Annotated in this window: 24 protein-coding genes and 1 pseudogene; 10 read left to right on the forward strand and 15 right to left on the reverse strand. The window is 40.8% G+C overall.

Features of this window, described 5'->3' with window-relative positions; translation table 11 throughout:
• Positions 1-12 precede the first annotated feature (12 nt).
• The 5 genes and pseudogenes from HWQ42_RS01025 to HWQ42_RS01045 form a co-directional block, all read right to left on the reverse strand.
• Positions 13-459: a DUF29 domain-containing protein gene (locus HWQ42_RS01025; protein WP_292808525.1), complete on the reverse strand. Its 447-nt coding sequence runs from the start codon at positions 457-459 to the stop codon at positions 13-15.
• A gap of 57 nt (positions 460-516) precedes the next feature.
• Complete coding sequence (acnB, locus tag HWQ42_RS01030; RefSeq protein ID WP_292808652.1) at positions 517-3,147, reverse strand: bifunctional aconitate hydratase 2/2-methylisocitrate dehydratase; 2,631 nt, start codon at positions 3,145-3,147, stop codon at positions 517-519.
• A gap of 316 nt (positions 3,148-3,463) precedes the next feature.
• Positions 3,464-3,724 (reverse strand): annotated as a pseudogene (locus HWQ42_RS01035) (DUF4351 domain-containing protein); the annotation flags it as partial.
• Between the two features lie 6 nt (positions 3,725-3,730).
• Positions 3,731-4,615, reverse strand: coding sequence for a DUF4351 domain-containing protein (locus tag HWQ42_RS01040; RefSeq protein WP_292808527.1), 885 nt, complete (start codon positions 4,613-4,615; stop codon positions 3,731-3,733).
• Between the two features lie 211 nt (positions 4,616-4,826).
• Positions 4,827-5,204 (reverse strand): hypothetical protein, encoded by a 378-nt coding sequence (locus tag HWQ42_RS01045; RefSeq protein ID WP_292808529.1) that lies wholly within the window; start codon positions 5,202-5,204, stop codon positions 4,827-4,829.
• Between the two features lie 686 nt (positions 5,205-5,890).
• Between HWQ42_RS01045 and HWQ42_RS01050 the strand changes: the two genes are divergently transcribed.
• From HWQ42_RS01050 to HWQ42_RS01085, 8 genes are all read left to right on the forward strand, one after another.
• Positions 5,891-6,160 (forward strand): DUF433 domain-containing protein, encoded by a 270-nt coding sequence (locus HWQ42_RS01050; RefSeq protein WP_292808531.1) that lies wholly within the window; start codon positions 5,891-5,893, stop codon positions 6,158-6,160.
• On the forward strand, positions 6,157-6,402 hold the full coding sequence (locus HWQ42_RS01055) for a hypothetical protein (protein WP_292808533.1): 246 nt from the start codon (positions 6,157-6,159) through the stop codon (positions 6,400-6,402). Before HWQ42_RS01050 ends, HWQ42_RS01055 begins: the two co-directional genes overlap by 4 nt.
• A gap of 185 nt (positions 6,403-6,587) precedes the next feature.
• Complete coding sequence (locus HWQ42_RS01060) at positions 6,588-6,908, forward strand: 2Fe-2S iron-sulfur cluster-binding protein (RefSeq protein ID WP_292738058.1); 321 nt, start codon at positions 6,588-6,590, stop codon at positions 6,906-6,908.
• Positions 6,909-7,054: 146 nt separating this feature from the next.
• Entirely contained in the window at positions 7,055-7,234 is a 180-nt protein-coding gene (locus tag HWQ42_RS01065) for a hypothetical protein (RefSeq protein ID WP_292808535.1), read from the forward strand.
• 306 nt (positions 7,235-7,540) lie between these two features.
• Positions 7,541-9,112: a glycosyltransferase family 39 protein gene (locus HWQ42_RS01070; protein ID WP_292808537.1), complete on the forward strand. Its 1,572-nt coding sequence runs from the start codon at positions 7,541-7,543 to the stop codon at positions 9,110-9,112.
• Positions 9,113-9,350: 238 nt separating this feature from the next.
• Positions 9,351-10,412 (forward strand): DUF3326 domain-containing protein, encoded by a 1,062-nt coding sequence (locus HWQ42_RS01075; RefSeq protein ID WP_292808653.1) that lies wholly within the window; start codon positions 9,351-9,353, stop codon positions 10,410-10,412.
• 85 nt (positions 10,413-10,497) lie between these two features.
• Entirely contained in the window at positions 10,498-11,094 is a 597-nt protein-coding gene (locus HWQ42_RS01080) for a CPBP family intramembrane glutamic endopeptidase (RefSeq protein ID WP_292808539.1), read from the forward strand.
• 352 nt (positions 11,095-11,446) lie between these two features.
• Complete coding sequence (locus tag HWQ42_RS01085) at positions 11,447-12,067, forward strand: CP12 domain-containing protein (RefSeq protein WP_292738066.1); 621 nt, start codon at positions 11,447-11,449, stop codon at positions 12,065-12,067.
• A 115-nt stretch (positions 12,068-12,182) separates the two neighbouring features.
• Here the strand turns inward: HWQ42_RS01085 and HWQ42_RS01090 are convergent, their stop codons facing one another.
• From HWQ42_RS01090 to HWQ42_RS01125, 8 genes are all read right to left on the reverse strand, one after another.
• On the reverse strand, positions 12,183-13,298 hold the full coding sequence (locus HWQ42_RS01090; protein ID WP_292808540.1) for an LptF/LptG family permease: 1,116 nt from the start codon (positions 13,296-13,298) through the stop codon (positions 12,183-12,185).
• A 227-nt stretch (positions 13,299-13,525) separates the two neighbouring features.
• Positions 13,526-14,254, reverse strand: coding sequence for an LPS export ABC transporter ATP-binding protein (gene lptB / locus HWQ42_RS01095; protein WP_094351303.1), 729 nt, complete (start codon positions 14,252-14,254; stop codon positions 13,526-13,528).
• A gap of 30 nt (positions 14,255-14,284) precedes the next feature.
• Positions 14,285-14,782, reverse strand: coding sequence for an LptA/OstA family protein (locus tag HWQ42_RS01100; RefSeq protein WP_292808542.1), 498 nt, complete (start codon positions 14,780-14,782; stop codon positions 14,285-14,287).
• A 395-nt stretch (positions 14,783-15,177) separates the two neighbouring features.
• Positions 15,178-15,570, reverse strand: coding sequence for a DUF309 domain-containing protein (locus HWQ42_RS01105; protein WP_292808544.1), 393 nt, complete (start codon positions 15,568-15,570; stop codon positions 15,178-15,180).
• Positions 15,567-15,932 carry a ferredoxin thioredoxin reductase catalytic beta subunit gene (locus tag HWQ42_RS01110; protein ID WP_094351306.1) on the reverse strand — a complete coding sequence of 122 codons (366 nt, stop codon included), beginning with the start codon at positions 15,930-15,932 and terminating at the stop codon, positions 15,567-15,569. The genes HWQ42_RS01105 and HWQ42_RS01110 overlap by 4 nt, the downstream gene beginning before the upstream one ends.
• Positions 15,933-16,138: 206 nt before the next feature.
• Positions 16,139-17,299, reverse strand: a complete 1,161-nt coding sequence (locus HWQ42_RS01115; RefSeq protein WP_292808546.1) for a DUF58 domain-containing protein — start codon at positions 17,297-17,299, stop codon at positions 16,139-16,141.
• Between the two features lie 64 nt (positions 17,300-17,363).
• A complete protein-coding gene (locus HWQ42_RS01120) occupies positions 17,364-17,663 on the reverse strand; it encodes a type II toxin-antitoxin system RelE/ParE family toxin (RefSeq protein WP_292808548.1) in 300 nt (99 codons plus the stop codon).
• Positions 17,660-17,926, reverse strand: a complete 267-nt coding sequence (locus HWQ42_RS01125; protein ID WP_292808550.1) for a type II toxin-antitoxin system ParD family antitoxin — start codon at positions 17,924-17,926, stop codon at positions 17,660-17,662. The genes HWQ42_RS01120 and HWQ42_RS01125 overlap by 4 nt, the downstream gene beginning before the upstream one ends.
• Before the next feature lie 116 nt (positions 17,927-18,042).
• Here HWQ42_RS01125 and HWQ42_RS01130 point away from each other — a divergent pair, with 116 nt between their 5' ends.
• On the forward strand, positions 18,043-18,354 hold the full coding sequence (locus tag HWQ42_RS01130; protein WP_292808552.1) for a DUF433 domain-containing protein: 312 nt from the start codon (positions 18,043-18,045) through the stop codon (positions 18,352-18,354).
• A gap of 390 nt (positions 18,355-18,744) precedes the next feature.
• Here HWQ42_RS01130 and HWQ42_RS01135 read toward each other — a convergent pair whose 3' ends face one another.
• Both HWQ42_RS01135 and HWQ42_RS01140 read right to left on the reverse strand, forming a co-directional pair.
• Positions 18,745-19,131, reverse strand: a complete 387-nt coding sequence (locus HWQ42_RS01135) for a type II toxin-antitoxin system VapC family toxin (RefSeq protein WP_292808554.1) — start codon at positions 19,129-19,131, stop codon at positions 18,745-18,747.
• A complete protein-coding gene (locus HWQ42_RS01140) occupies positions 19,128-19,355 on the reverse strand; it encodes a type II toxin-antitoxin system Phd/YefM family antitoxin (RefSeq protein WP_292808556.1) in 228 nt (75 codons plus the stop codon). The genes HWQ42_RS01135 and HWQ42_RS01140 overlap by 4 nt, the downstream gene beginning before the upstream one ends.
• Before the next feature lie 98 nt (positions 19,356-19,453).
• Between HWQ42_RS01140 and HWQ42_RS01145 the strand changes: the two genes are divergently transcribed.
• Complete coding sequence (locus tag HWQ42_RS01145) at positions 19,454-19,897, forward strand: DUF29 domain-containing protein (protein WP_292808558.1); 444 nt, start codon at positions 19,454-19,456, stop codon at positions 19,895-19,897.
• Positions 19,898-19,931: the final 34 nt, after the last annotated feature.

Consider the following 19,931-nt stretch of genomic DNA (forward strand, 5'->3'; position numbering starts at 1 on the left):
CCTTCCTCCAACTTAATAAGTATTTTTTAAAGTTTCTTCTAATATAAAAGGAGATTCTTGAGGAAAGAAATTTAATTTAATTCCTGTTTCCTCAGATGCTTTGAGGCGAGCTTTTTGGTAACAATCTTCAAATATTTCTGTAAGTAGAGGTTGCAAACTGGGACTATCTTCTAATAATGTTTCAATGCAGATACGTTGTTCAGAAATGGTACTGCGCCAACTTTCGCTACGTTTTTCTAATTGATATTGCCATTTCAGTAAGTGCATCAATAGTACAATTAATCTATTTTTTAACTCGCGTTTTTCACTCCTCCCTATGCTTTCAATTTCTTCGATTAAATTAGGTATATCTATTTCATTAAAATTATGTTCTTTTAACTGCTGGGCAATTGTTTGTATCCACAAATAAAAGTCTTGTTCATAGAGATTTTTTTCGTTGATAAAAGATGGACTAGTCATTAATATTCCTCTTGGAAATGCTAAATATTAGGTGGGCATAATACCCACCTAATTAAACTATACTAACAAAGCTTGCTCCTCTTTAGAAATCACGCGTCCTTCATCCTCAAAACCGAGGATTTGATCAAAGTTCAAATACCGATATAAATCATCGGCAAAAGGCTCAATTCTACTCGCCACAATATCCAAGTATTCCTGCACTGTCGGAAGGCGTCCTAGCAGCGCACAAACTGCGGCTAATTCTGCTGAACCAAGATACACTCGTGCATCTTTACCCATGCGATTATTGAAGTTGCGGGTAGAGGTAGAAAATACTGTTGTGCCATCAGCAACTCGCGCCTGATTACCCATACACAAACTGCATCCTGGCATTTCTGTTCTAGCACCCGCAGCCCCAAAAACGCTGTATACACCTTCTTCTTTTAATTGGTGTTCATCCATGCGGGTTGGTGGTGCTATCCACAGACGAGTTTTAACTTCACCTGCGCCTTCTAAAACTTTCGCTGTTGCCCGATAATGACCGATATTCGTCATACAAGAACCGACGAATACTTCTTGCACTGGATCATTAGCAACTTCTGATAATAATTTAACATTATCGGGGTCATTGGGAGCAGCAACAATTGGTTCTTTGATTTCGTTTAAATCAATTTCAATTATTTCGGCATACTCTGCATCGGCATCACCTTCTAATAACACGGGATTTGCTAACCATTCTTCCATCTTGGCCACACGGCGCAGCATGGTACGCGGATCGTGATAGCCTCGTGCTATCATATTTTTCAGCAGCGCTACGTTAGAACGCAGATATTCAGAAATTGTCTCTACACTTAGCTTAATTGTGCATCCGGCACAAGAACGTTCGGCACTGGCATCGGTGAGTTCAAAGGCTTGTTCAACTTTTAAATCTGGCAAACCTTCTATTTCTAGAATTCGCCCAGAGAAGACATTTTTCTTATTCTGTTTCTCTGCTGTCAGCAAACCTTTTTGAATTGCTACGTAGGGTATGGCATTCACGACATCGCGCAGGGTGATACCTGGTTGCAATTCTCCTTTAAATCTTACCAAAACTGACTCTGGCATATCTAAAGGCATCACACCCAAAGCAGCTGCAAAGGCTACTAATCCAGAACCGGCGGGGAAGGAAATACCCAAGGGGAAGCGGGTGTGAGAGTCGCCGCCAGTTCCCACGGTGTCGGGTAGCAGCATCCGGTTTAACCAAGAGTGGATGATACCATCACCGGGGCGGAGGGCGACGCCGCCACGAGAAGCGAAGAAGTCGGGGAGTTCGTGATGGGTTTTGATGTCTACTGGTTTGGGATAAGCTGCTGTGTGGCAGAAACTTTGGATCACTAAGTCTGCACTGAAACCAAGACAGGCGAGTTCTTTCAATTCGTCGCGGGTCATGGGGCCTGTGGTATCTTGAGAACCAACGGTGGTGATGATGGGTTCGCAAGATGTGCCGGGACGCACACCAGGTAATCCGCAAGCTTTACCTACCATTTTCTGTGCTAGGCTGTAGCCTTTGCCTGTATCAAAGGCTTGCTGGGGACGGGTGAAAACTGTGCTGGGTTCTAAACCGAGTGCAAGACGAGTTTTATCGGTGAGGGTACGTCCAATAAGTAGGGGGATGCGTCCACCTGCGCGGACTTCATCGAGGATGGTGTCAGGTTTGAGGGCAAAGGTGGAAATGACTTCGCCTGTTTCGTTGGTGATTTCGCCTTTGTAGGGATGGATGGTAATTACCATGCCGGTTTCGAGTTTGGTGACATCGCACTGAATAGGCAAAGCACCGGCATCTTCAGCTGTGTTAAAGAAGATTGGTGCGATCGCACCACCTAAAACATAACCCCCAGCGCGTTTGTTTGGCACAAAAGGTATATCATTTCCCATGTGCCACAATACGGAGTTGATGGCAGATTTACGAGAAGAACCTGTACCAACTACATCTCCCACGTAAGCTACGGGATGCCCTTTTTTCTTCAGTTCGGCAATGGTTGCCAAGCTTCCCGGTTGCCGTGACTCTAGCATCACTAAGGCGTGTAAGGGAATATCTGGGCGAGTTGTGGCGCTTTGGGCGGGGGATAAATCGTCGGTATTGGTTTCGCCAGGAACTTTAAAAACGGTGACAGTAATCGCTTCTGGAACTGTGGGGCGAAGGGTAAACCATTCAGCTTCCGCCCAAGAGTCAACCACCCGCTTGGCGAAAGGATTGGTTTTAGACAACTCTAAAACATCGTGGTAAGCGTCATACACCAAAAGGATTTTGCTTAAGGCGTTGGCGGCGTAGGCGGAAATGGGTTCCTTTCCTTGTCCGCCCATTACTAGAGGTGTTTCGGATGAGTCGGAGAGGGATACAGTGGGCAATTGCAGCAAATCGATTAAAGATTGCACGTTATAACCACCGATCATTGTGCCCAGCAATTGCACTGCTTCAATGGGCGCAATCAAGGGACTGGTGATTTCTTCCTTGGCAATGGCGGTGAGAAATCCAGCTTTGACATAAGCTGCTGGATCAACACCAGGAGAAACGCGATCGCGCAATAAATGTAATAATATATCCTCTTGACCCTTGGGCGGATTTTTCAGTAATTCACATAATTCTGAGGTTTGCTTCGCGTCCAATGGTAAAGGGGGAATACCGAGTGCTGCTCTTTGGGCAACGTGTTTACGATATTGTTCTAGCATTTTTATCTTCTCCATTGGGATTTTCTCCCTTCAATTATGAAATATTTTTAGGCAATACTCGGCTATAAAAGTTTAGCTTACTTTTATTAGTGAAAGCCTTACTGTTAATCGGTTATTAGCAACTTTTTTATACTGAAGGTATAGCTTGAAAAGTATTAGGCGAATAAAATTCGCTACTAGGCAAACATTCGCCCTTGGCGTTCCGCAGGGTGAGCCACCTCCGTGGACTAAGAGGAAATCAAGGATTTTTAACCCACGTAGGTGGCTTTTGTATGTATAGCCGCGACTTTTAGCCGCCAGGTGTAGTAATAATGAATTAGATTGATTGTTGGTTTAACCAAGTTTCTAAATCAGCAACACTAGAAAAATCTAGCAATGCCTCTCTTAAATTCTCTAATTGTTCAATGGATAAACCTTTAATTCGCCCAATTAATGATGCATCAATTTCACCAATACGGCGATTTAGTAGACGCAGTATTAAGTCTTCTTTTCCTTCTTGCCTTCCCTCTTATTTGGCTTGTTCTCTGTCTCTTTGATAAAGTGGTTCTAATCGCATAATTAACTCTTTATCAATCGAAATAAATTAGATTGATTGTTGGTTTAACCAAGTTTCTAAATCAGCAACACTAGAAAAGTCTAGCAATGCTTCTCCTAAATTTTCTAATTGTTCAAGCGATAAGCCTTGAATTCGCTCGATTAATGACGTATCAATCTCACCAATACGGCGATTCAGTTGACGTGTAATTAAACGTTGTTCTCCTGACTGTACAGCTTGTTCTCTGTCTCTTTGATAAAGTGGTTCTAATCGCATAATTAACTCCCTATCATCTGCTTCTAATTCTTGGTTTACTCTCAAGTTTTCGCGCAAGTTGTAAACTAATTCGAGAGTTGCTTTCTGGTATGGATGATCTAATGGTAACGCTTGCAACTCGATAACTGCTTGTGACTGCACGCTTCCCCTACCTAAAAGCCTTAACCATAATGTCTCTGGTGTTTGGGGTAGTTGGTGTATTGCCACAATTGCTGTTCGCAAGGCATCTGGCAGAAAATGCACTCCTGATAACCAAGCTGCTTTTTGTATAGTTCCGAAGCTAGACAATCTAGTTTCAGATATGGTAGGTGTAAGAACCCACAATTTGGGAATTTCTGAGTCCTGAAGTTTGGTTTTATTTGTCTTAGCTTCTCGTCGCAGGAGAGCCTTTATTTCTAATAATTTGAGAATACAGTCGCAGATTTCATCGGTAGAAGCTGGATTGCGGTATGGTTCTATAATTGCAGGCTGTTGGGCAAATCTTCCTAACAAACCCAGTATTTGTAGATTAGAGCTTTGCTGTTTGGCAGGAGTGAATAAAACATCTATTTCTTTAATCTCTCCTGATACTTTTTCTGATGCTTTAACTTCTCCGTAATCTTTTAGTAGTTCTTCTAGATAGTCTTTGGCGAATTTATCATGTATAAACCTGGTCATTCAATTTTAATATTTCGGAAGTTCTGGGTTAATACAAAGTTTATTATATAGCATTCCTGAATCATTACTGATGGAATAGATCCTCGACTTACTTAAAAAAGTCGGGGATCTGCTGGACACTTTTAATTTTCACAGATACTATTCTAAAAAAGTTAAAAGCAGATTTTATAAGCCTTTTGACTTATCGTTAGGGCGTGGCGGTTATTGCATTTTAATTTGATGTTTTATCTGTGTTAGATTTCAAGCGTGTTAATCTGCTTTTACGGATACGTTCGCTGTCTCTAACGCCGCCTGCAAGTTCATATTCGTTGCTGTTTTTGCCGTACTTGAAACCAACCCCAGTCAGCATTTTGTCAGAAACCTGACTTAAGGTTTTTTCCATCTCATCCAGCTTTTTTCTAGAAGAGTCAATCATAGCTAGAGCAGCGTTATACTCATCAAGCATATTGTGAAAATTGTCTATTAATTGAGTCAGGTTTTGCAAGTTGCAAGTATCATCAAAATTGATATTCGGATCGATAGCTTTCAGCCCGGCAACTCTAAATTCAGCTTTTTCTAAAATCCGAGAACTACGTTTTTTTCGAGGCATAATTTTACGCTTTTAATAGCTTTACAGGGCTATTTTCTCTCAATTAACCTGGATTCTGGTTCAGCAAAAAACGCATTTTTTTAGTAAAAGTTTTTATTTATGTCCGTGATTTCTCGGAATTTAATCATCAAAGGTTGATTTTCAGCAAAATAATATTATGTTTAAGCAATAGACAATCTGGCTTTTCACGTTATGTGGAAAAGCTAACGATTGACCTAACCCCCTAACACCGTAGCCTTAGCAAGGGGAGGGGTAAAATAAATGCCTGTGGAATAAGAGTTTAAGCTTAAGTTGATACCAATGATGCTGTGCCCCTACAAATGGTCTGTATTCCATGTTGCTTTAACTTTAAGGCTTAATGTTGTAACCTTAAGCCTTTATGTTTTAGCTCTAAGGCTTAATGTTGTAACCTTAAGCCTTTATGTTCTAGCTCTAAGGCTTAATGTTGTAACCTTAAGAGTCAACCTTATAACATTGATGACTAAAGTTTCTTGGTGAGTGCAATCATCGCTACATAGTGTATATTGTTGATTTACAGCGATCGCAGAGTTGGAAAAAATTTCAATAAAAATGAAAAGCTTATTCTATAAGCCTTTTGGCTTCCGCGTAGGGTATTAGTCTGTGATACATTAACAGAGATACTGCCAAAAATCTCAATAGTATGACAACTACTACAAACTCTCGCTATGTTACCCGACAACCTGATATTTTATCAGGTGAACCGATTATTAAGGAAACGTAGAACGCCTGTGAGAGCAATTGTTGAAAATTGGCGTTTAGGTATTAGACCAGAAGAAATTCCGCTACATTTACCTCATTTAACTTTAGCGCAAGTCTTTGATGCTTTGAGTTTTTACTTAGATAATCAAGCAGAAATTAATGAATATATCGAGCGTAATCATGTCCCTGATGAATTAGTCCATCCAGCGATTAAAGCTAGATTAAATCAAAAATGACGATTTTTGCTCAAGTTTATATTGATGAAGATGTAGATGTTCTTGTAGCTACCTTACTCTTAGGCAGAGGTTTTGATGCAACATCCGTGTCACCAATTCCACATAAAGCGACCAAGCCACCTTGTTTTGTATGGTGTCAACTTTCCAAGACATGGAACCAATGCCAAAAGGCTGACTTAACAGATACAGTCTCTCAAGAAACGCGATGCCTACGGCGGGCTACGCCTACGCGCAATTTATAGTAAGCAAATTTAACTAATATATTTGTGTATTGTATAGTAAATAATGTTACTAATCTATAACTTATTCAGAATTAGTTGCTATAATTGTCCCTCTTTAACCTACACTTTTATAGTGACATCTGGATATTTTTAATTAATTCAGATAAAGTAATACATTTGTCCGTAGCATCACGCTTGTTTTGTATATGCCCAAAATTTACACCGTAGAAATTGATCACCAAGGCAAAATTCATACCTTGCAAGTTCCTGAAAATGAAACGATCTTATCAGTTGCTGATGCTGCCGGTTTGGAACTGCCGAGTTCTTGCAATGCTGGTGTTTGCACAACTTGCGCCGGTCAAATAAGCGAGGGAACTGTGGATCAAACTGATGGTATGGGCGTTAGTCCAGATTTGCAAAAGCAAGGTTACGTATTGCTTTGTATTGCCAAACCCCTTTCTGATTTGAAAATTCAGACAGAGAAAGAAGATGTAGTTTATCAGTTACAATTTGGCAAAGGCAAATAATCAGCGAACAGTTATCAGTATATCGAATGATTAGCATAACTGAATAACTGTTCACTGAGATTACCAAATCTGATAAATTACGCAAGGATTTCATCGCAGATGAAGTCAGCTATTCTAGAAACTACAAATCAACAGGATTTACCAAAATGACGACTCATTTTATTACCGCAGAAATTGATTTACAAGAAACTCCCGCAGAATTACTAGAAGTAATTGAAACAGAGTTGAAAAAACAAGGCGAACCTCTGCGTTGGGCAGTTACTTCTGTGGATGCTGACGAACAAAAAGCGACAGTTGAAGCTGTGGTGACTACAGTCGGTAGTTAGAAGTAATTCAATTTTGGATTGATGGAAAAATCTAAAATCCAAAATTTGAACAGTTAGAGGTTGTTTGAAAAGTAGTTGGCTGTGATTTTAGGCACTTATTGATCCCCCCTAACCCCCCTTAAAAAGGGGGGAACCCGGAATCAAAGTCCCCCTTTTTAAGGTGGATTTAGGGGGATCAAAAATGTTTGCTACCAAGAAGAGGATTTTTCAAACATCCTCTTATAATTTTATAGCTTCTGATTTTTATAAGACATCTTTATAAATTATGTTTTAACTCAGATTGACGATAATTAATATTATGCTTGTATGCCTGACTCATCTAAAACAATTCAAAAAAAATATGACGATTGGTTCTTTAATAGTTTCAAGCTGCTAACAGTCGTTTTGATAATTACAGGGATATTGATCAGATTTATTAATATTGATGGAAAAATAACTTGGGCAGATGAAACATTTACTTATTTAAGAATTTATGGTAATACCAAAGCAGATTTAATGCAGGAAGTAGTTAATAGCCAAATATTAACTGCTGGAACATTATTAGAAAAATATCAAAGTCCTGGTGTTGGAAAAAGTATCATTGATACTGTTAAAGGTTTAGCGGTAGAAGATCCAAAACATCCACCCTTATATTTTGTGATGGCAAATTTGTGGGTGCAATGCTTTGGAAATACAGTCGCAGCCACAAGAAGTTTTTCTGCCTTTATCAGTTTATTAGTTTTTCCTGCTCTCTATTGGCTATGCCAGGAATTATTTCAATCAAAAATCGTCGGTTTAGTAGCAATTGCCATTATAGCTGTATCACCATTTCATCTTGTGTATGCCCAGGAAGCAAGAATGTATAGTTTTTATACACTAAATATCTTGCTATCTAGTGCTGCATTGCTCAGAGCAATAAGGTTAAATACAAAACCAAGCTGGAGTATTTATTTTGTCACTTTATTGCTAGGATTCTACACAAATTTATTGTTTAGTTTGGTAGCGATTGGACAAGGTATTTATGTAGCTGTCAATCAAGGACTCCGAGCCAAGAAAATATTAATTCCTTATCTGAGCACATTATTAGCTGGAATATTAGCTTTTCTTCCCTGGTTATTTTTAATTATTACTCAATCAGGCAAAGTTCAAGAAACAATAAAATGGTCGAACCGTATTGTGCCGCTAAATGATTTAGTAAATACATGGCAGATTCATTGGGCGCGTATTTTTTTTGATATAACATCGGAGTATAGTTACCCAGATCAGCTAACAAATAGCCTTTGGCTTTTAATCATTAGACTTTTAGTAATTTTATTACTTTATGCAGTTTATTTTCTTTGTCGGAAAACGCCCAAGTCAACTTGGTCTTTTATTTTAATATTAATTTCATTAACAGCACTAGCTCAAGCCATACCGGATGTAATTTTTGGTGGGGTTCGTTCTGTAATTATAAGATACTCAATTTCTGTTTATTTAGGATGCCATTTAGCTGTAGCTTATTTATTAGCTCAAAAAACTATCTTATATCCAGATAAAAAAATGCGTAAGCATTTATGGAGGTTATTGCTTCTTGGGTTAATTTCTCTACAAATAATATCATGTGTGATTATTTTACCGAAAAAAACTTGGTGGAATAAAGCTTATAGTTCCGATAATATTCCGATAGTAAATATTATTAAGCAATCTGTAAATCCTTTAATTATTTGTGCAGAGTGTGGTAAAGATTGGGGTTGGGGAAATGTATTATCTATAAGTTACCTTCTAGAACCACAAACTAAATTTCAATTATTTCCTGATACAAATATTAAACAAATCCCTGATACTTTTACTGATGTATTTTTCCTCAATGCTTCTGAAGAATTACAAGATACCTTGAAAAAAAACATGACTGGAACATAGCTTTAGTTTTCAAGCGCCATCTATCTCTATGGAAGTTAAAATCAAGCACAGAGAATAACTAAACAGCAGTAGATAAATGCAAGAAAAAGTCCAACAACTTAAGTAATATCAAAAGAAACTTTAGTACTTGATCGCACCAAATTCTATAGGTAAATAAGTTTGTAATAAGCACTGAAGTGCTTACTATATACTAGGCAAAGTTGCTGTGATGGCCCTAATTCATAACTCAACACTCAATATGCGTCCATACACTGCTATTTTAATCGTACCAACTGGGGTTGGGGCTGCCATTGGGGGCTATGCAGGAGATGCTTTACCTGTTGCTAAAGTCATCGCACAGGTTTGCGATCGCCTAATTACTCACCCCAATGTCCTTAATGGCGCAAGTTTGTACTGGAATCTCCCTAACGCTTTCTATGTTGAAGGTTACGGACTTGATAAATTCGCCTCTGGGTGCTGGGGTTTGCGTCCAGTCCGCAACAACAAGGTAGGTTTGCTTTTAGATCAAGGTATTGAGCCAGAGTTACGGCTACGACATATACAAGCAGCAGATGCAGTCAGAGCAACTTTGGGATTGACCTTAACAGATTATGTAATTACTGATGCGCCATTAAATGTAGAATTACGGACTACAGCATCGGGAGCGAGTTGGGGAACAATTGGCAATCCAGATAGTTTATTACGGGCAGCTGAGATATTAATTAAAAAAGCGGGGGCAGAAGCGATCGCAGTTGTTGCTCGTTTCCCCGATGATATGGATGAGGAAGCAGTACAGAAATATCGCCAGGGTGAAGGTGTTGATTCCTTAGCGGGTGCAGAAGCCGTAATTAGCCATTTGCTAGTGCGAACCTTTCAAATTCCTTGCGCCCATTCTCCTGCCCTTTTGAGCGAACCTCCACAACCTGATTTATCTCCCCGTTCCGCCGCCGAAGAATTGGGCTATACATTTTTGCCGTGCGTCCTTGTAGGATTAAGTCGTGCCCCACAATTTATAGTAGATAAAGGAGCGATTGCATCAGAGAAAGGAGATATTTGGGCAGATGAAGTGGATGCTGCGATCGCACCAGCAAATGCTTGTGGTAGCAGTGCTTTACTGAGTTTAAGCCAAAGACAATGCCAAATAATTACAGTAGAAGAAAATAAAACTCTGATAAAAGTTCCTGCCCAATCCTTGGGGATCAAATCTATACAGGTAAACTCATATTTAGAAGCAGTAGGTGTATTGGTAGCACATAAAGCAGGCATCAATCCCTGCGCTCTCCGTCCCAAATTATTACCTTTGCAGTCAATTAGTCATTAGTTATTTGTCATTAGTCATTTGTCATTAGTTATTAGTTTTCTCCCCCTGCTCCCCTGCCTCCCCTGCCCCTCTCCCCCTAAAACCTGTGATTGAACAACAAAAGCAAGAGCCAGAAATTCCATACCTGACGCGCATCCAAGTACTTGGGGCGATGGGAGCGACTGCAATCATTTTGTTGATAGTCGCCAAACTTTCGTTATACTTTGGCAACTTTCCGCTATTTTCTTGGGACTTGAATCTAAGAGAGTTGCTGTTAGGTGTAGGGTTGGGGTTTGTACTCACCGCGTTGAGTGGCTTAACTTACCGCCTGTGGACTGCCTATCGTAAAAGTGCAGATTATTACCTAGAAGTAGTATTGAAGCCTTTAGCTTTACCAGATTTGATTTGGCTGGGGTTGCTACCAGGGTTGAGTGAAGAATTGTTATTTAGAGGTGTGATGCTACCAGCTTTAGGCTCTGATCTGACAGCTGTAATTGTTTCCAGTCTTTGCTTTGGCATCTTGCATTTTAGCGGTTCCCAACAATGGGCTTATGTAATTTGGGCAACAATTGTCGGCATGATATTGGCATATAGCGCCCTGCTCACGGGCAACTTGTTAGTGCCGATTGTCGCTCATATTATTACCAATTTGATTTCTAGCTATTTCTGGAAAATGCGGCAATTTTCGGCGATTAAAAAATAAATAAAAGTCGCGGGTCTGAATCCCCGACTGATAGCGAACGCGTTACGTCTCGTAGAGAAGCGTTAGCGAGTCCGCGTACTCTTACAGAGAAGCAAGCTACGCTTTTAACGTCTCGTAGAGAGCGTCTTGATTCTGACTCCTGAATTCTTCTTCAACACAATTTATGCTTAGTTTTTGGGCATTGGTTACATTGGATAACATCATAAGTTGATAACTGGTCTAATTTATTGTTGTAGCTGGGCAAAAGTTCAACTTTTTTTACTTTCTAGTTAGCCAACTGTGCGCTGCAACGCTTCGATACGTCTATGAGGGCGCAGTGCTGCACCGGACTATTAACCAGGAGACTACAGCAATGATGAAAGCTGAAGATATCATGACCAAAGACGTAGTTACCATTCGCGGTTCGGCAACTGTTGCTGAAGCGGTGGGGCTGATGAAGGATAAAGGATTGCGGGCGCTGGTTGTGGATCGTCGCTATGACAATGATGCTTATGGCATTGTCACAGAAACGGATATTGTTTATAAGATCACAGCCTACGGGAAAGATCCAAAGCAGGTGCGGGTTTATGAAATTATGAGCAAGCCCTGCATTGTGGTCAATCCTGATTTGGGTGTGGAATATGTAGCGCGGTTATTTGCTAATACTGGTATTCATCGCGCACCTGTGATTCAAGGCAAGTTGTTGGGCATCATCTCGATTACCGACATTTTGACTAAAAGCGACTTTGTGGAAGCGCCAAAAGCGCTACTGCTGGAGCAGAGAATTCAAAAAGCAATTGAGCAGGCTCGTGCTATTTGCACTGAACAAGGTGCTTATTCTAAAGCCTGTGCAGCTGCCTGGGATGAGGTAGAAGAACTTCAGGCAGAAGCAGCTCATCAGAAAGCTGAGGGTATGATATCAGCTAAAGTCTCTTTTGAAGAATACTGCAAGGAAAACCCCAATGCACCAGAATGTCGAAATTATCACCCGTAATTGAAGTGAGGGGATGAAGATGAAGGGGGCATTGGGAATTGGGCATTGGGCATTGGGCATTGGGCATTGGTCAATAATCAATAGTTCTTTTTCCCCTGCTCCCTGCTATCTCAATTTAACGTCTGGCAACTCGCATCAATAAGAATAAACCTATTCCTAAAAAAATAAAGTTGGGCAACCAAGCTCCCATAAAGGGAGAGAGGACACCTGCTTGTGCGATCGCTCCACTTATAAAGAAAATTAAGTAGTACGAAAATATAACTAGGACACTAATCCCAAAGCTGGTACCTCTTCCCGTCCGTTGCGGTATGCTTCCCATCGCTGCCCCTACCAAGCCAAAAACCACGCATACAAAGGGCAAAGAGATTTTTTGTTGAATCCGCACTTCAAGTTTACGAATTTTTTGGCGATCGCCACCAAGATTTTCCACTTCTAGTTGCTGTAGTGCTTCAGAAATATTCATCTCACCATAATCCCGGCTTTTTTCTGCCAGACTTAAGGGCGTGCGCGGTAGTTGCAGTTGTTGGTGTTCAAATCTCACGATGTTGCGATAAGAGCGATCGGCAGCAACAAAATAGATCGTGCCGTTGTAAAAATCCCAGACATTTTCAGAAGGATTCCATTGAGCAGATTCTGATACCACAATTTGATTCAGATTTTTTGTTGAGCGATCTATAATTGTCAACCCTTTCATCCGCTTACCATCAAATTGATCGGCGTAAAACAAGCGTGTCAATATCCGATTCTTAGAGCCATCCGGCTGGACAACATCCTGGTATTCAGGATAGAAAATATTTTGCTGTTTAAAAGTGGGCTTGTCTGATTTTAGGGCTTTCTCTAAAGTCATTGCCGCTTGATAATTGGCTGCTGGTGCAATTTCCTCGTTAAACACAAATGTCATTCCTGTGACTACAAGACTTAACATCACAGCAGTTAGCACCATGCGATAGACACTGACGCCACAACCACGCAGGGCAATTAGTTCGCTCTCGCTAGAAAGACGACTGTAGGTCATCAAAGTAGCCAGCAGCGTAGACATCGGGAAAGCTAAAACGATAAAATTGGGAAATTTTAACAAAAAAACTTGAATAGCAATGTCTATAGGTAGCCCAGATTCGACAATTTTTCTGACGAGATCGAATACAGCATCAATGGTGACGCCAATTGATGAAAAAGCTCCGACACCAAAGAAAAACGGCGCTAACAATTCGCTGGCAAGGTAGCGATCCATGATCGTAAAAGGCAGCAGCGAATAAAGACTATTAAAAAACGTGAGCTTCTTTGAGATCATAAGCAACTTGAAAATTTAGATATTGGCGACCCTGGCAAAGCAAAGCATCTCTAGTGTATTTAATATCAAAATTAAATACTTAATGGCTAAAAATTAACTAATAAATTCATGCTGAAGAATCAAAAATCAAAATTTTCTAGGAAATTATTAACTAAATAATTGTTAATTTAGACTTGAAAATTATCCCCTAAATAATATTGCCGCACGAGGGGATTGCTGTAGAGTTCGTCAGCAGCGCCAAAAGCGAGGATTTGTCCCTCACGCATGATGTAGGCGCGATCAGTGATGGCAAGGGTTTCGCGGACATTATGATCTGTAATTAAGATTCCCATGCCGCGATCGCGCAGTTGGGCGACGATTTGCTGAATTTCTGAGACTGCGATCGGATCGACTCCCGCAAAAGGTTCATCCAAAAGCAAAAATTTTGGCCCTTCTCGTCCAGCAGCTAAAGACCTTGCTAATTCCGTCCGTCGTCGCTCACCACCAGAAAGTTGAATTCCTTTACTTTTAGCTAATTTTTCCAACCGAAACTCCCGCAGTAAAGTTCTAAGTCGGATTGACCACTCCCATCGTGGCACATGAGTTTGCTCTAGCACCAGCAGAATATTATCCTCTACCGATAGTTGACGAAAAACACTTGCTTCTTGTGCTAGATAACCAATACCCAGTCGTGCCCTTTGATGCATTGGCATTCCCGTCACATCTACATTACCCAGCCAAACTTTTCCTTGATTGGGTTTTTCTAAACCTGTGGCAATATAAAAAGTCGTCGTTTTACCAGCCCCATTGGGGCCTAGTAAACCAACGATTTCGCCCTGAGCAACAGAAAGATTGACACGATTGACAATTACTCGCTTACCGTAAGATTTGTGAATATTCTCTAAAACAATTTTCACGCTGGAAGCACCCTTTCTTGGTGGTAAATGCTAATTAGAAGGCTTCAAAGGTGGTGTTTGTGGGGCAGGTGTCGCAGTTTGTCCGCTATTATTTGATTCCTCGATCATGTAGATGGACTCTACCTGACGGTTGGATTGGGGTAAAGCCACAAATCGCCCTTCATCAATTAAATAGGTTACTTTCTCTGCTCGGATACTGTTACCGCCCTGTTGCAGAATATAGACGTTACCACTGAAATCAATTCGGCGTTCTTTACTAAAATACTGTGCTTGGGCAGATGTTGCCTGAAGTTGACGAGAAGGATACAACATTTGCACGTTGCCGCGAGCGGTAATTACTTGATTTTTAGCGTCATATTCTTGCACATCAGCGCGGATAGTCAGGGGGCGATTTGCTTGAGATGTTTGTGCAGTAGCGGTTTGCACTTGGGTAGGGAAGGCAAAAGCGCCTAAGAGTGCAGCTGGCAGCATTAAAGCTAATCCAAAGCGACGTATCTGGGATATGGGCAATTGATAGCAGGGCATCATAGCAATTGGGGATTTAGGATTTCAGCTTGCATTCTAATTATCTCAAGTACTTTATCCAGATATGAAGTATACAATCTGGAGTGATTGCCGATAACTACTGGCTGAAATAGTGACGCTAGCCCCAACCTCAAGGTTTCAGGTAATTGACATCTGAGTAAAATCGACGTAGGCACAATACTCTTCTTTTAACGGAGACGCTACGGGTAGCTTGCTTCCACGTAGTGGTACAGGAAGTCGTCAGCTAGATGAATTTTCTACCAAAGATTTCAGGCAACGCAAATTAATTTCACCTGAATAGGACTTACGCAAAAACCCTCTCAAACTCTCATTCCTCCGTGACCTTGGCGCTCTCTGTGGTTCGTTTTCCGTTACCTGTGCGTAAGTCCTACTGAAGTCTAATCAGTAGTTACCACAATTCTAGGCAAAGATAAGACTTGATTTTCGCCCAGATTGCCAGCAACAATTTTATCTGGCCCTATTTGTTGTAAATTTGTCAACAACGCTGCGCTCTGACTCAATAGCTCATCTACGTCAATGCCGCCGTAACTAGATGGGTAACGGCGTAGGCGATTGCCGCCTTCTCCCAATAGAATTACCGCACCTCGCCAGTTGCGATTTTCCAAATGATACAGTGCCACAGCAATTTGGAGAATGCCTTGATAAAAGCTTTTTTCCGGTTCGCCAGCTTCAATCCACAAAGCCTCTAAAGTGTCATGACAAGCGTAGAACTCTCCAGAATTGAACTGTTCTACGCCTTGCCAAAACTCTTGGGGGATGATTTCGCTCATCCCATGCTGTCTCGTACTTCTTTGATTGTTTCCAGAGAGATTTCTTGTTTGTCTCCAGCAAACTCGTTGTCAGGGGTGAGGAATAACATGCAATGGCACTCTTTGCGTTCTCTCATTGGCACACAAGGACAGTTCCAATATGTGGCGTGAATCTCAGCTTCTTTATCTTCGTAATGGCGACAAGGACATAAAGGCGCACCCAGATCGTCTTTATGTTTGGCTAGTCCTTCAATCACGACTGCGGTGACAGAAGGTTCAGAACAGAAATATGTTCCAGTACGCTTGGCGTATTGTTCGGAAAAATGCCGCATTGCCTCTAGGCTTTTATCGCTGGATTTTGTGTTATGTTCTGATGTGATCATGTCGCTCATAATTTAAATATTTCTTTGCATTGTACCTCAGCCTCACTAAGGGATTACTGGGTGTATTTCCCCAACCTTAGCTGATCAAATTGTTTTACCTTTGCTCAAAGGCTGATATATCCTGTGTGCAGGGATCAGAGAAAATCCCATAAATCGCAGAAGCTGAACTTGTCAGCAGTCTTTGAAATTATAAAATTTGAATTGACTTATGAATGTAATGTTTTTTGTAGTTGCGGTTGCAGTGGGCGATCGCTTTGCAAAACTATACCAGTGTGTTCCCAATTAATTACCTCTGGTTCTGTTGCTAAGGATATACTTGGCCACAAAACCCAGCGACTACCTTGAGGAAGAGTAGCGAGGCTCAGGGGATTTTGAGTCAGCCAAATCAAGGGATAGCTTTTAGGAACAACTGAACTGGCATCTTCTAAGGCTGCGGTTGCTGCTAAGGTTTCTAAAACAAAGCGATCGCCTTTAATTAAACTTGTTGATGCTGTCCATAACTGCACCTGTAATTGTTGTTGTTGTGCATAAAAGTACAGCGATGCTGCGGCAATTACTGCTTGTTCAAAGTTTTCTTCTTCCCAATTGCTAGCACTGTCAAGGGCAATAACTATTTCTTGTCCACCTGTTACCATTTCTAACTCCCGCACCCTTAATTCACCATAGCGGGCACTAGTTCGCCAGTGAATCAGACGGGTAGGATCTCCGATGCGGTAAGGACGGAGCGATCGCACCAGCCCGGTTGTAGCTGTGTGCAACGGTCTACCACGAGGATCGCCCCTTTTGCTCTCTTCTTGTCCCATTTCATCTACTAAGGGGCAGGTAGCCAAGGGTAACACTGTGGGATAGACGATCGCTGTAGCAGCACAATCACGCTGACGGCGACACCAAAACAACCCTAAAGGCGCACCAGAACCCAGTTCGACTGTGTGCCAGCGATAAACACCCCGACGCTGAGTCGGGTGGTAATATACCCAACGGTAACTACCTTGGCTAGGAATTGTTTCGATTGCCTTTTGTACTGGTTTCCCTAAGATAAAGGGCAGTATATCTTCAACTTGCAATAAGCTTACAGGCTGCTGTGTCTGATTGCAGATTTCTAATTCCACCGTTAGATCGTCACCGGCTGACACTGGTTGCATGGGACGGCGGGTGATAGATAGACCTGTGAGCGATCGCGGCGGTAAGATAGCTGCTACACCCAAAAGGGCAAAACTAATGCCGCTAATGGCGTACAGCCAACCAGCCATCGTATTGATACCTGCGCCAAAAAAACAAATAGCCGTTGCTGCTAGTACCCAACCGCCATAAGTAGGGGCACAAGCACGGGTTTCTAACCAATTGGTGATGGGTTTGATGATTTTCATGTTTCTTTTTTAACCCAACGCCATCCTAAATTCACAGTGTCTCAGGGGTTCGGCAAAAAAGCTTTTAGTTGGATTCCTCAAAAAGAGATGGAAAGTTACGACGACCACTTACAACCCGTAGAATTTCGATACCATCATCTAATACTCTGTAGAAAACGATATAGCCTTGCAAGGATACACCTCGGAGGTCTGGACGAATTTTTGCGTAACTTTTACCACTGTTTGGAAAGGCAACAAGTTGTTGGCACTTACGGTTGAATTCACTGAAAAATCGCTCTCCTGCTTCAATGCTAGTTTCAGCAAAGTAGTCGGAAATTTCATTGATATCTCGGCTGGCAAGAATGTTGATGACGTAGCGACTCATGCTTGCGCCTGATGTCCTTGTCGAAACCGCTCTAGAATTTGGTTTACGAATGTCTCTCCGTCAATAGGTGGCGTTTGGTCTGAAGCTAAAATCGCCGCATCAATTTTTTCTCGCACATTTTCGACCCATTCAGCATCAGCGCGATCGTATTCATCAAGCAACCGTAAGGCAATTTCAAGGGCTTCTTCTGCTGAACGATATTTCCCAGACTGGAGCTTAGTTTGAATAAAGCGTTCTTGATCGGGTGTGAGACTGATGCTCATAAAAAACCTCTATTCAGATTATTCACCATTTTAAGTCAAAAAACTCACCAGAATATCAACGGCGAGGAGCAATCACATATTATTAAAATATGGAATAGATGTGGAAGATGCGTTTGATGCAGTTAGTCAGTCGGGAGCATATTGAAATCTCTTCTGATGTGCGAAGTGGCAAACCCTGCATTGTCAATACTCGCATTGCTGTAGAAGATGTGGCAGTGATGTATTTAAAGCTAGGATATTCCTTGCTAGAGATTGCTGGTAAGTATGACCTGTCACTGGCATCTGTTTATGCAGCAATGGCTTATTACTTTGATCACCGAGACGAGATTGATCGCCGTACAGCAGAAGAGAATGAGTTAGTTGAAGTACTGAAGCAAAATCATCCGTCACGTCTTCAAGAGAAACTCAGACAGTTGAGGAATGAGTGAGCGAATTCGCTTTCATCTTGATGAAAATGTTGATCCTGCAATTGCCCTTGGCTTGCGCCGTTATGGAATTGATGTCACGACAACTAATGATGTATAATTACGTACTCAAAGCGATGAAGTCCAGTTAGCATTTATTCAGGAAGCACAGCGAGTACTATTTTCACCCAAGATGCAGATTTTTTGATTATTGCAAGTTATAGGCTTGATCGTCCTGGTATTACTTACTGCAAGAAAGGGACTTGCTCAATTGGCGAAATCATTGAAACTTTGGTTTTGATTTATGAGGTGATGTCACCTGAAGAGATGTTGGGACGTGTAGAGTTTTTGTGAAATGAAAGTCCGGCCTGGACTTTTGCCAATAACTTCTATTGTGTATAGATGTGGTACGATTCACCACAATATCTGCACAGGATAACTTTCAAACACGCTGTCTTTAGTAATTATAGGTATGCTATCCACTAAACTTTGAGAAATTATGAGCCGATCAAATGGATCTTTATGGTAAAAAGGTAACTTTGCTAACTCATCTAAATGTTCTGGTCGTATTTCAAGCAATTCAATAGCATTACCATAAACTTGTTGCTTGACCAACTCAGTAAAAGTCATTTCCAGTTTTAGCTTGTCGATACTGACTTTGATAGAAATTTCCCAAAGACTTGCAATGCTCAAAAATCTTTGATTTCTCCGATCTTCAATCAAGTTTTTTGCTGTGTCACTGAGGTTGAAACTGCCCTCAATAAACCATAAAAACGTATGAGTGTCGAGCAGAAGCCTCATTGAGTGTATTCCTCAAAATCTGCCAACGGCTCATCAAAATCATCTGACATTTTTACTAAACCCCTAGCACTACCAAACTTGGGGCGTGCTTCTACTCCACCAAGCGGCACAATTCTGAAAGATGTCCCATCATTACGCGTGATGATGACTTCTTCTCCACCAGCCGCCTCTTCAATTAATTCTGCTAGACGAGTCTCAGCTTCTTTCAAATTAACTTGGTGCATTGATAGTCTTTACCAGTTCTCTGGATTTTGGTGGTTTGCATCTATCAATTTATAATTGTATATGATTACATTATCGAATGTAGGTAGAAGGTAAAAATATGACAATTACTACCAACTTAAAACAACTCTATGAAACCGATGAAAATTTATGGTTAGAACAAACTATTGAATTATTAAAACACAAACAGTTTAACCAACTTGATTTAGAAAACTTAATTGAGGAATTAATCAGTTTGGGTAAAAGAGATTTAGCTAAAGCCAAAGGTCTTTTAAGGCAAATTATTATTCATATATTATTACTCCAATATTGGCAGGTGGAATATGAAAGAAACTATCGTCATTGGATTGGAGAACTAAAAACTTTTAGATATGAATTAAATAATCATTTAACGACGAATTTAATAAACAAGTTACAGGATGATTTAGAGAATATTTATCAAAGTGCAGTTGATTTTGTGAAAGTTAAAACAGATTTAAATATTTTTCTAGAGAAGTGCCCTTACACTCTTGTACAATTATTAGATGAGAATTATTTACCTTAAAGATATCAGTATTATCTGACTTTTGTGAAATCAA

It is taken from the genome of Nostoc sp. JL23 (assembly GCF_017115065.1).
GTDB classification, from domain to species: Bacteria; Cyanobacteriota; Cyanobacteriia; order Cyanobacteriales; family Nostocaceae; genus Nostoc; species Nostoc punctiforme_A.

What these genes read in the sequence shown, in the direction of transcription:
- HWQ42_RS01025 (WP_292808525.1), bottom strand. Translation starts at nt 459, where the DNA reads ATGACTAGTCCATCTTTTATCAACGAAAAAAATCTCTATGAACAAGAC.
- acnB (WP_292808652.1), bottom strand. Translation starts at nt 3,147, where the DNA reads ATGCTAGAACAATATCGTAAACACGTTGCCCAAAGAGCAGCACTCGGT.
- HWQ42_RS01040 (WP_292808527.1), bottom strand. Translation starts at nt 4,615, where the DNA reads ATGACCAGGTTTATACATGATAAATTCGCCAAAGACTATCTAGAAGAA.
- HWQ42_RS01045 (WP_292808529.1), bottom strand. Translation starts at nt 5,204, where the DNA reads ATGCCTCGAAAAAAACGTAGTTCTCGGATTTTAGAAAAAGCTGAATTT.
- HWQ42_RS01050 (WP_292808531.1), top strand. Translation starts at nt 5,891, where the DNA reads ATGTTACCCGACAACCTGATATTTTATCAGGTGAACCGATTATTAAGG.
- HWQ42_RS01055 (WP_292808533.1), top strand. Translation starts at nt 6,157, where the DNA reads ATGACGATTTTTGCTCAAGTTTATATTGATGAAGATGTAGATGTTCTT.
- HWQ42_RS01060 (WP_292738058.1), top strand. Translation starts at nt 6,588, where the DNA reads ATGCCCAAAATTTACACCGTAGAAATTGATCACCAAGGCAAAATTCAT.
- HWQ42_RS01065 (WP_292808535.1), top strand. Translation starts at nt 7,055, where the DNA reads ATGACGACTCATTTTATTACCGCAGAAATTGATTTACAAGAAACTCCC.
- HWQ42_RS01070 (WP_292808537.1), top strand. Translation starts at nt 7,541, where the DNA reads ATGCCTGACTCATCTAAAACAATTCAAAAAAAATATGACGATTGGTTC.
- HWQ42_RS01075 (WP_292808653.1), top strand. Translation starts at nt 9,351, where the DNA reads ATGCGTCCATACACTGCTATTTTAATCGTACCAACTGGGGTTGGGGCT.
- HWQ42_RS01085 (WP_292738066.1), top strand. Translation starts at nt 11,447, where the DNA reads ATGATGAAAGCTGAAGATATCATGACCAAAGACGTAGTTACCATTCGC.
- HWQ42_RS01090 (WP_292808540.1), bottom strand. Translation starts at nt 13,298, where the DNA reads ATGGATCGCTACCTTGCCAGCGAATTGTTAGCGCCGTTTTTCTTTGGT.
- HWQ42_RS01100 (WP_292808542.1), bottom strand. Translation starts at nt 14,782, where the DNA reads ATGATGCCCTGCTATCAATTGCCCATATCCCAGATACGTCGCTTTGGA.
- HWQ42_RS01105 (WP_292808544.1), bottom strand. Translation starts at nt 15,570, where the DNA reads ATGAGCGAAATCATCCCCCAAGAGTTTTGGCAAGGCGTAGAACAGTTC.
- HWQ42_RS01110 (WP_094351306.1), bottom strand. Translation starts at nt 15,932, where the DNA reads ATGATCACATCAGAACATAACACAAAATCCAGCGATAAAAGCCTAGAG.
- HWQ42_RS01115 (WP_292808546.1), bottom strand. Translation starts at nt 17,299, where the DNA reads ATGAAAATCATCAAACCCATCACCAATTGGTTAGAAACCCGTGCTTGT.
- HWQ42_RS01120 (WP_292808548.1), bottom strand. Translation starts at nt 17,663, where the DNA reads ATGAGTCGCTACGTCATCAACATTCTTGCCAGCCGAGATATCAATGAA.
- HWQ42_RS01125 (WP_292808550.1), bottom strand. Translation starts at nt 17,926, where the DNA reads ATGAGCATCAGTCTCACACCCGATCAAGAACGCTTTATTCAAACTAAG.
- HWQ42_RS01130 (WP_292808552.1), top strand. Translation starts at nt 18,043, where the DNA reads ATGCAGTTAGTCAGTCGGGAGCATATTGAAATCTCTTCTGATGTGCGA.
- HWQ42_RS01135 (WP_292808554.1), bottom strand. Translation starts at nt 19,131, where the DNA reads ATGAGGCTTCTGCTCGACACTCATACGTTTTTATGGTTTATTGAGGGC.
- HWQ42_RS01140 (WP_292808556.1), bottom strand. Translation starts at nt 19,355, where the DNA reads ATGCACCAAGTTAATTTGAAAGAAGCTGAGACTCGTCTAGCAGAATTA.
- HWQ42_RS01145 (WP_292808558.1), top strand. Translation starts at nt 19,454, where the DNA reads ATGACAATTACTACCAACTTAAAACAACTCTATGAAACCGATGAAAAT.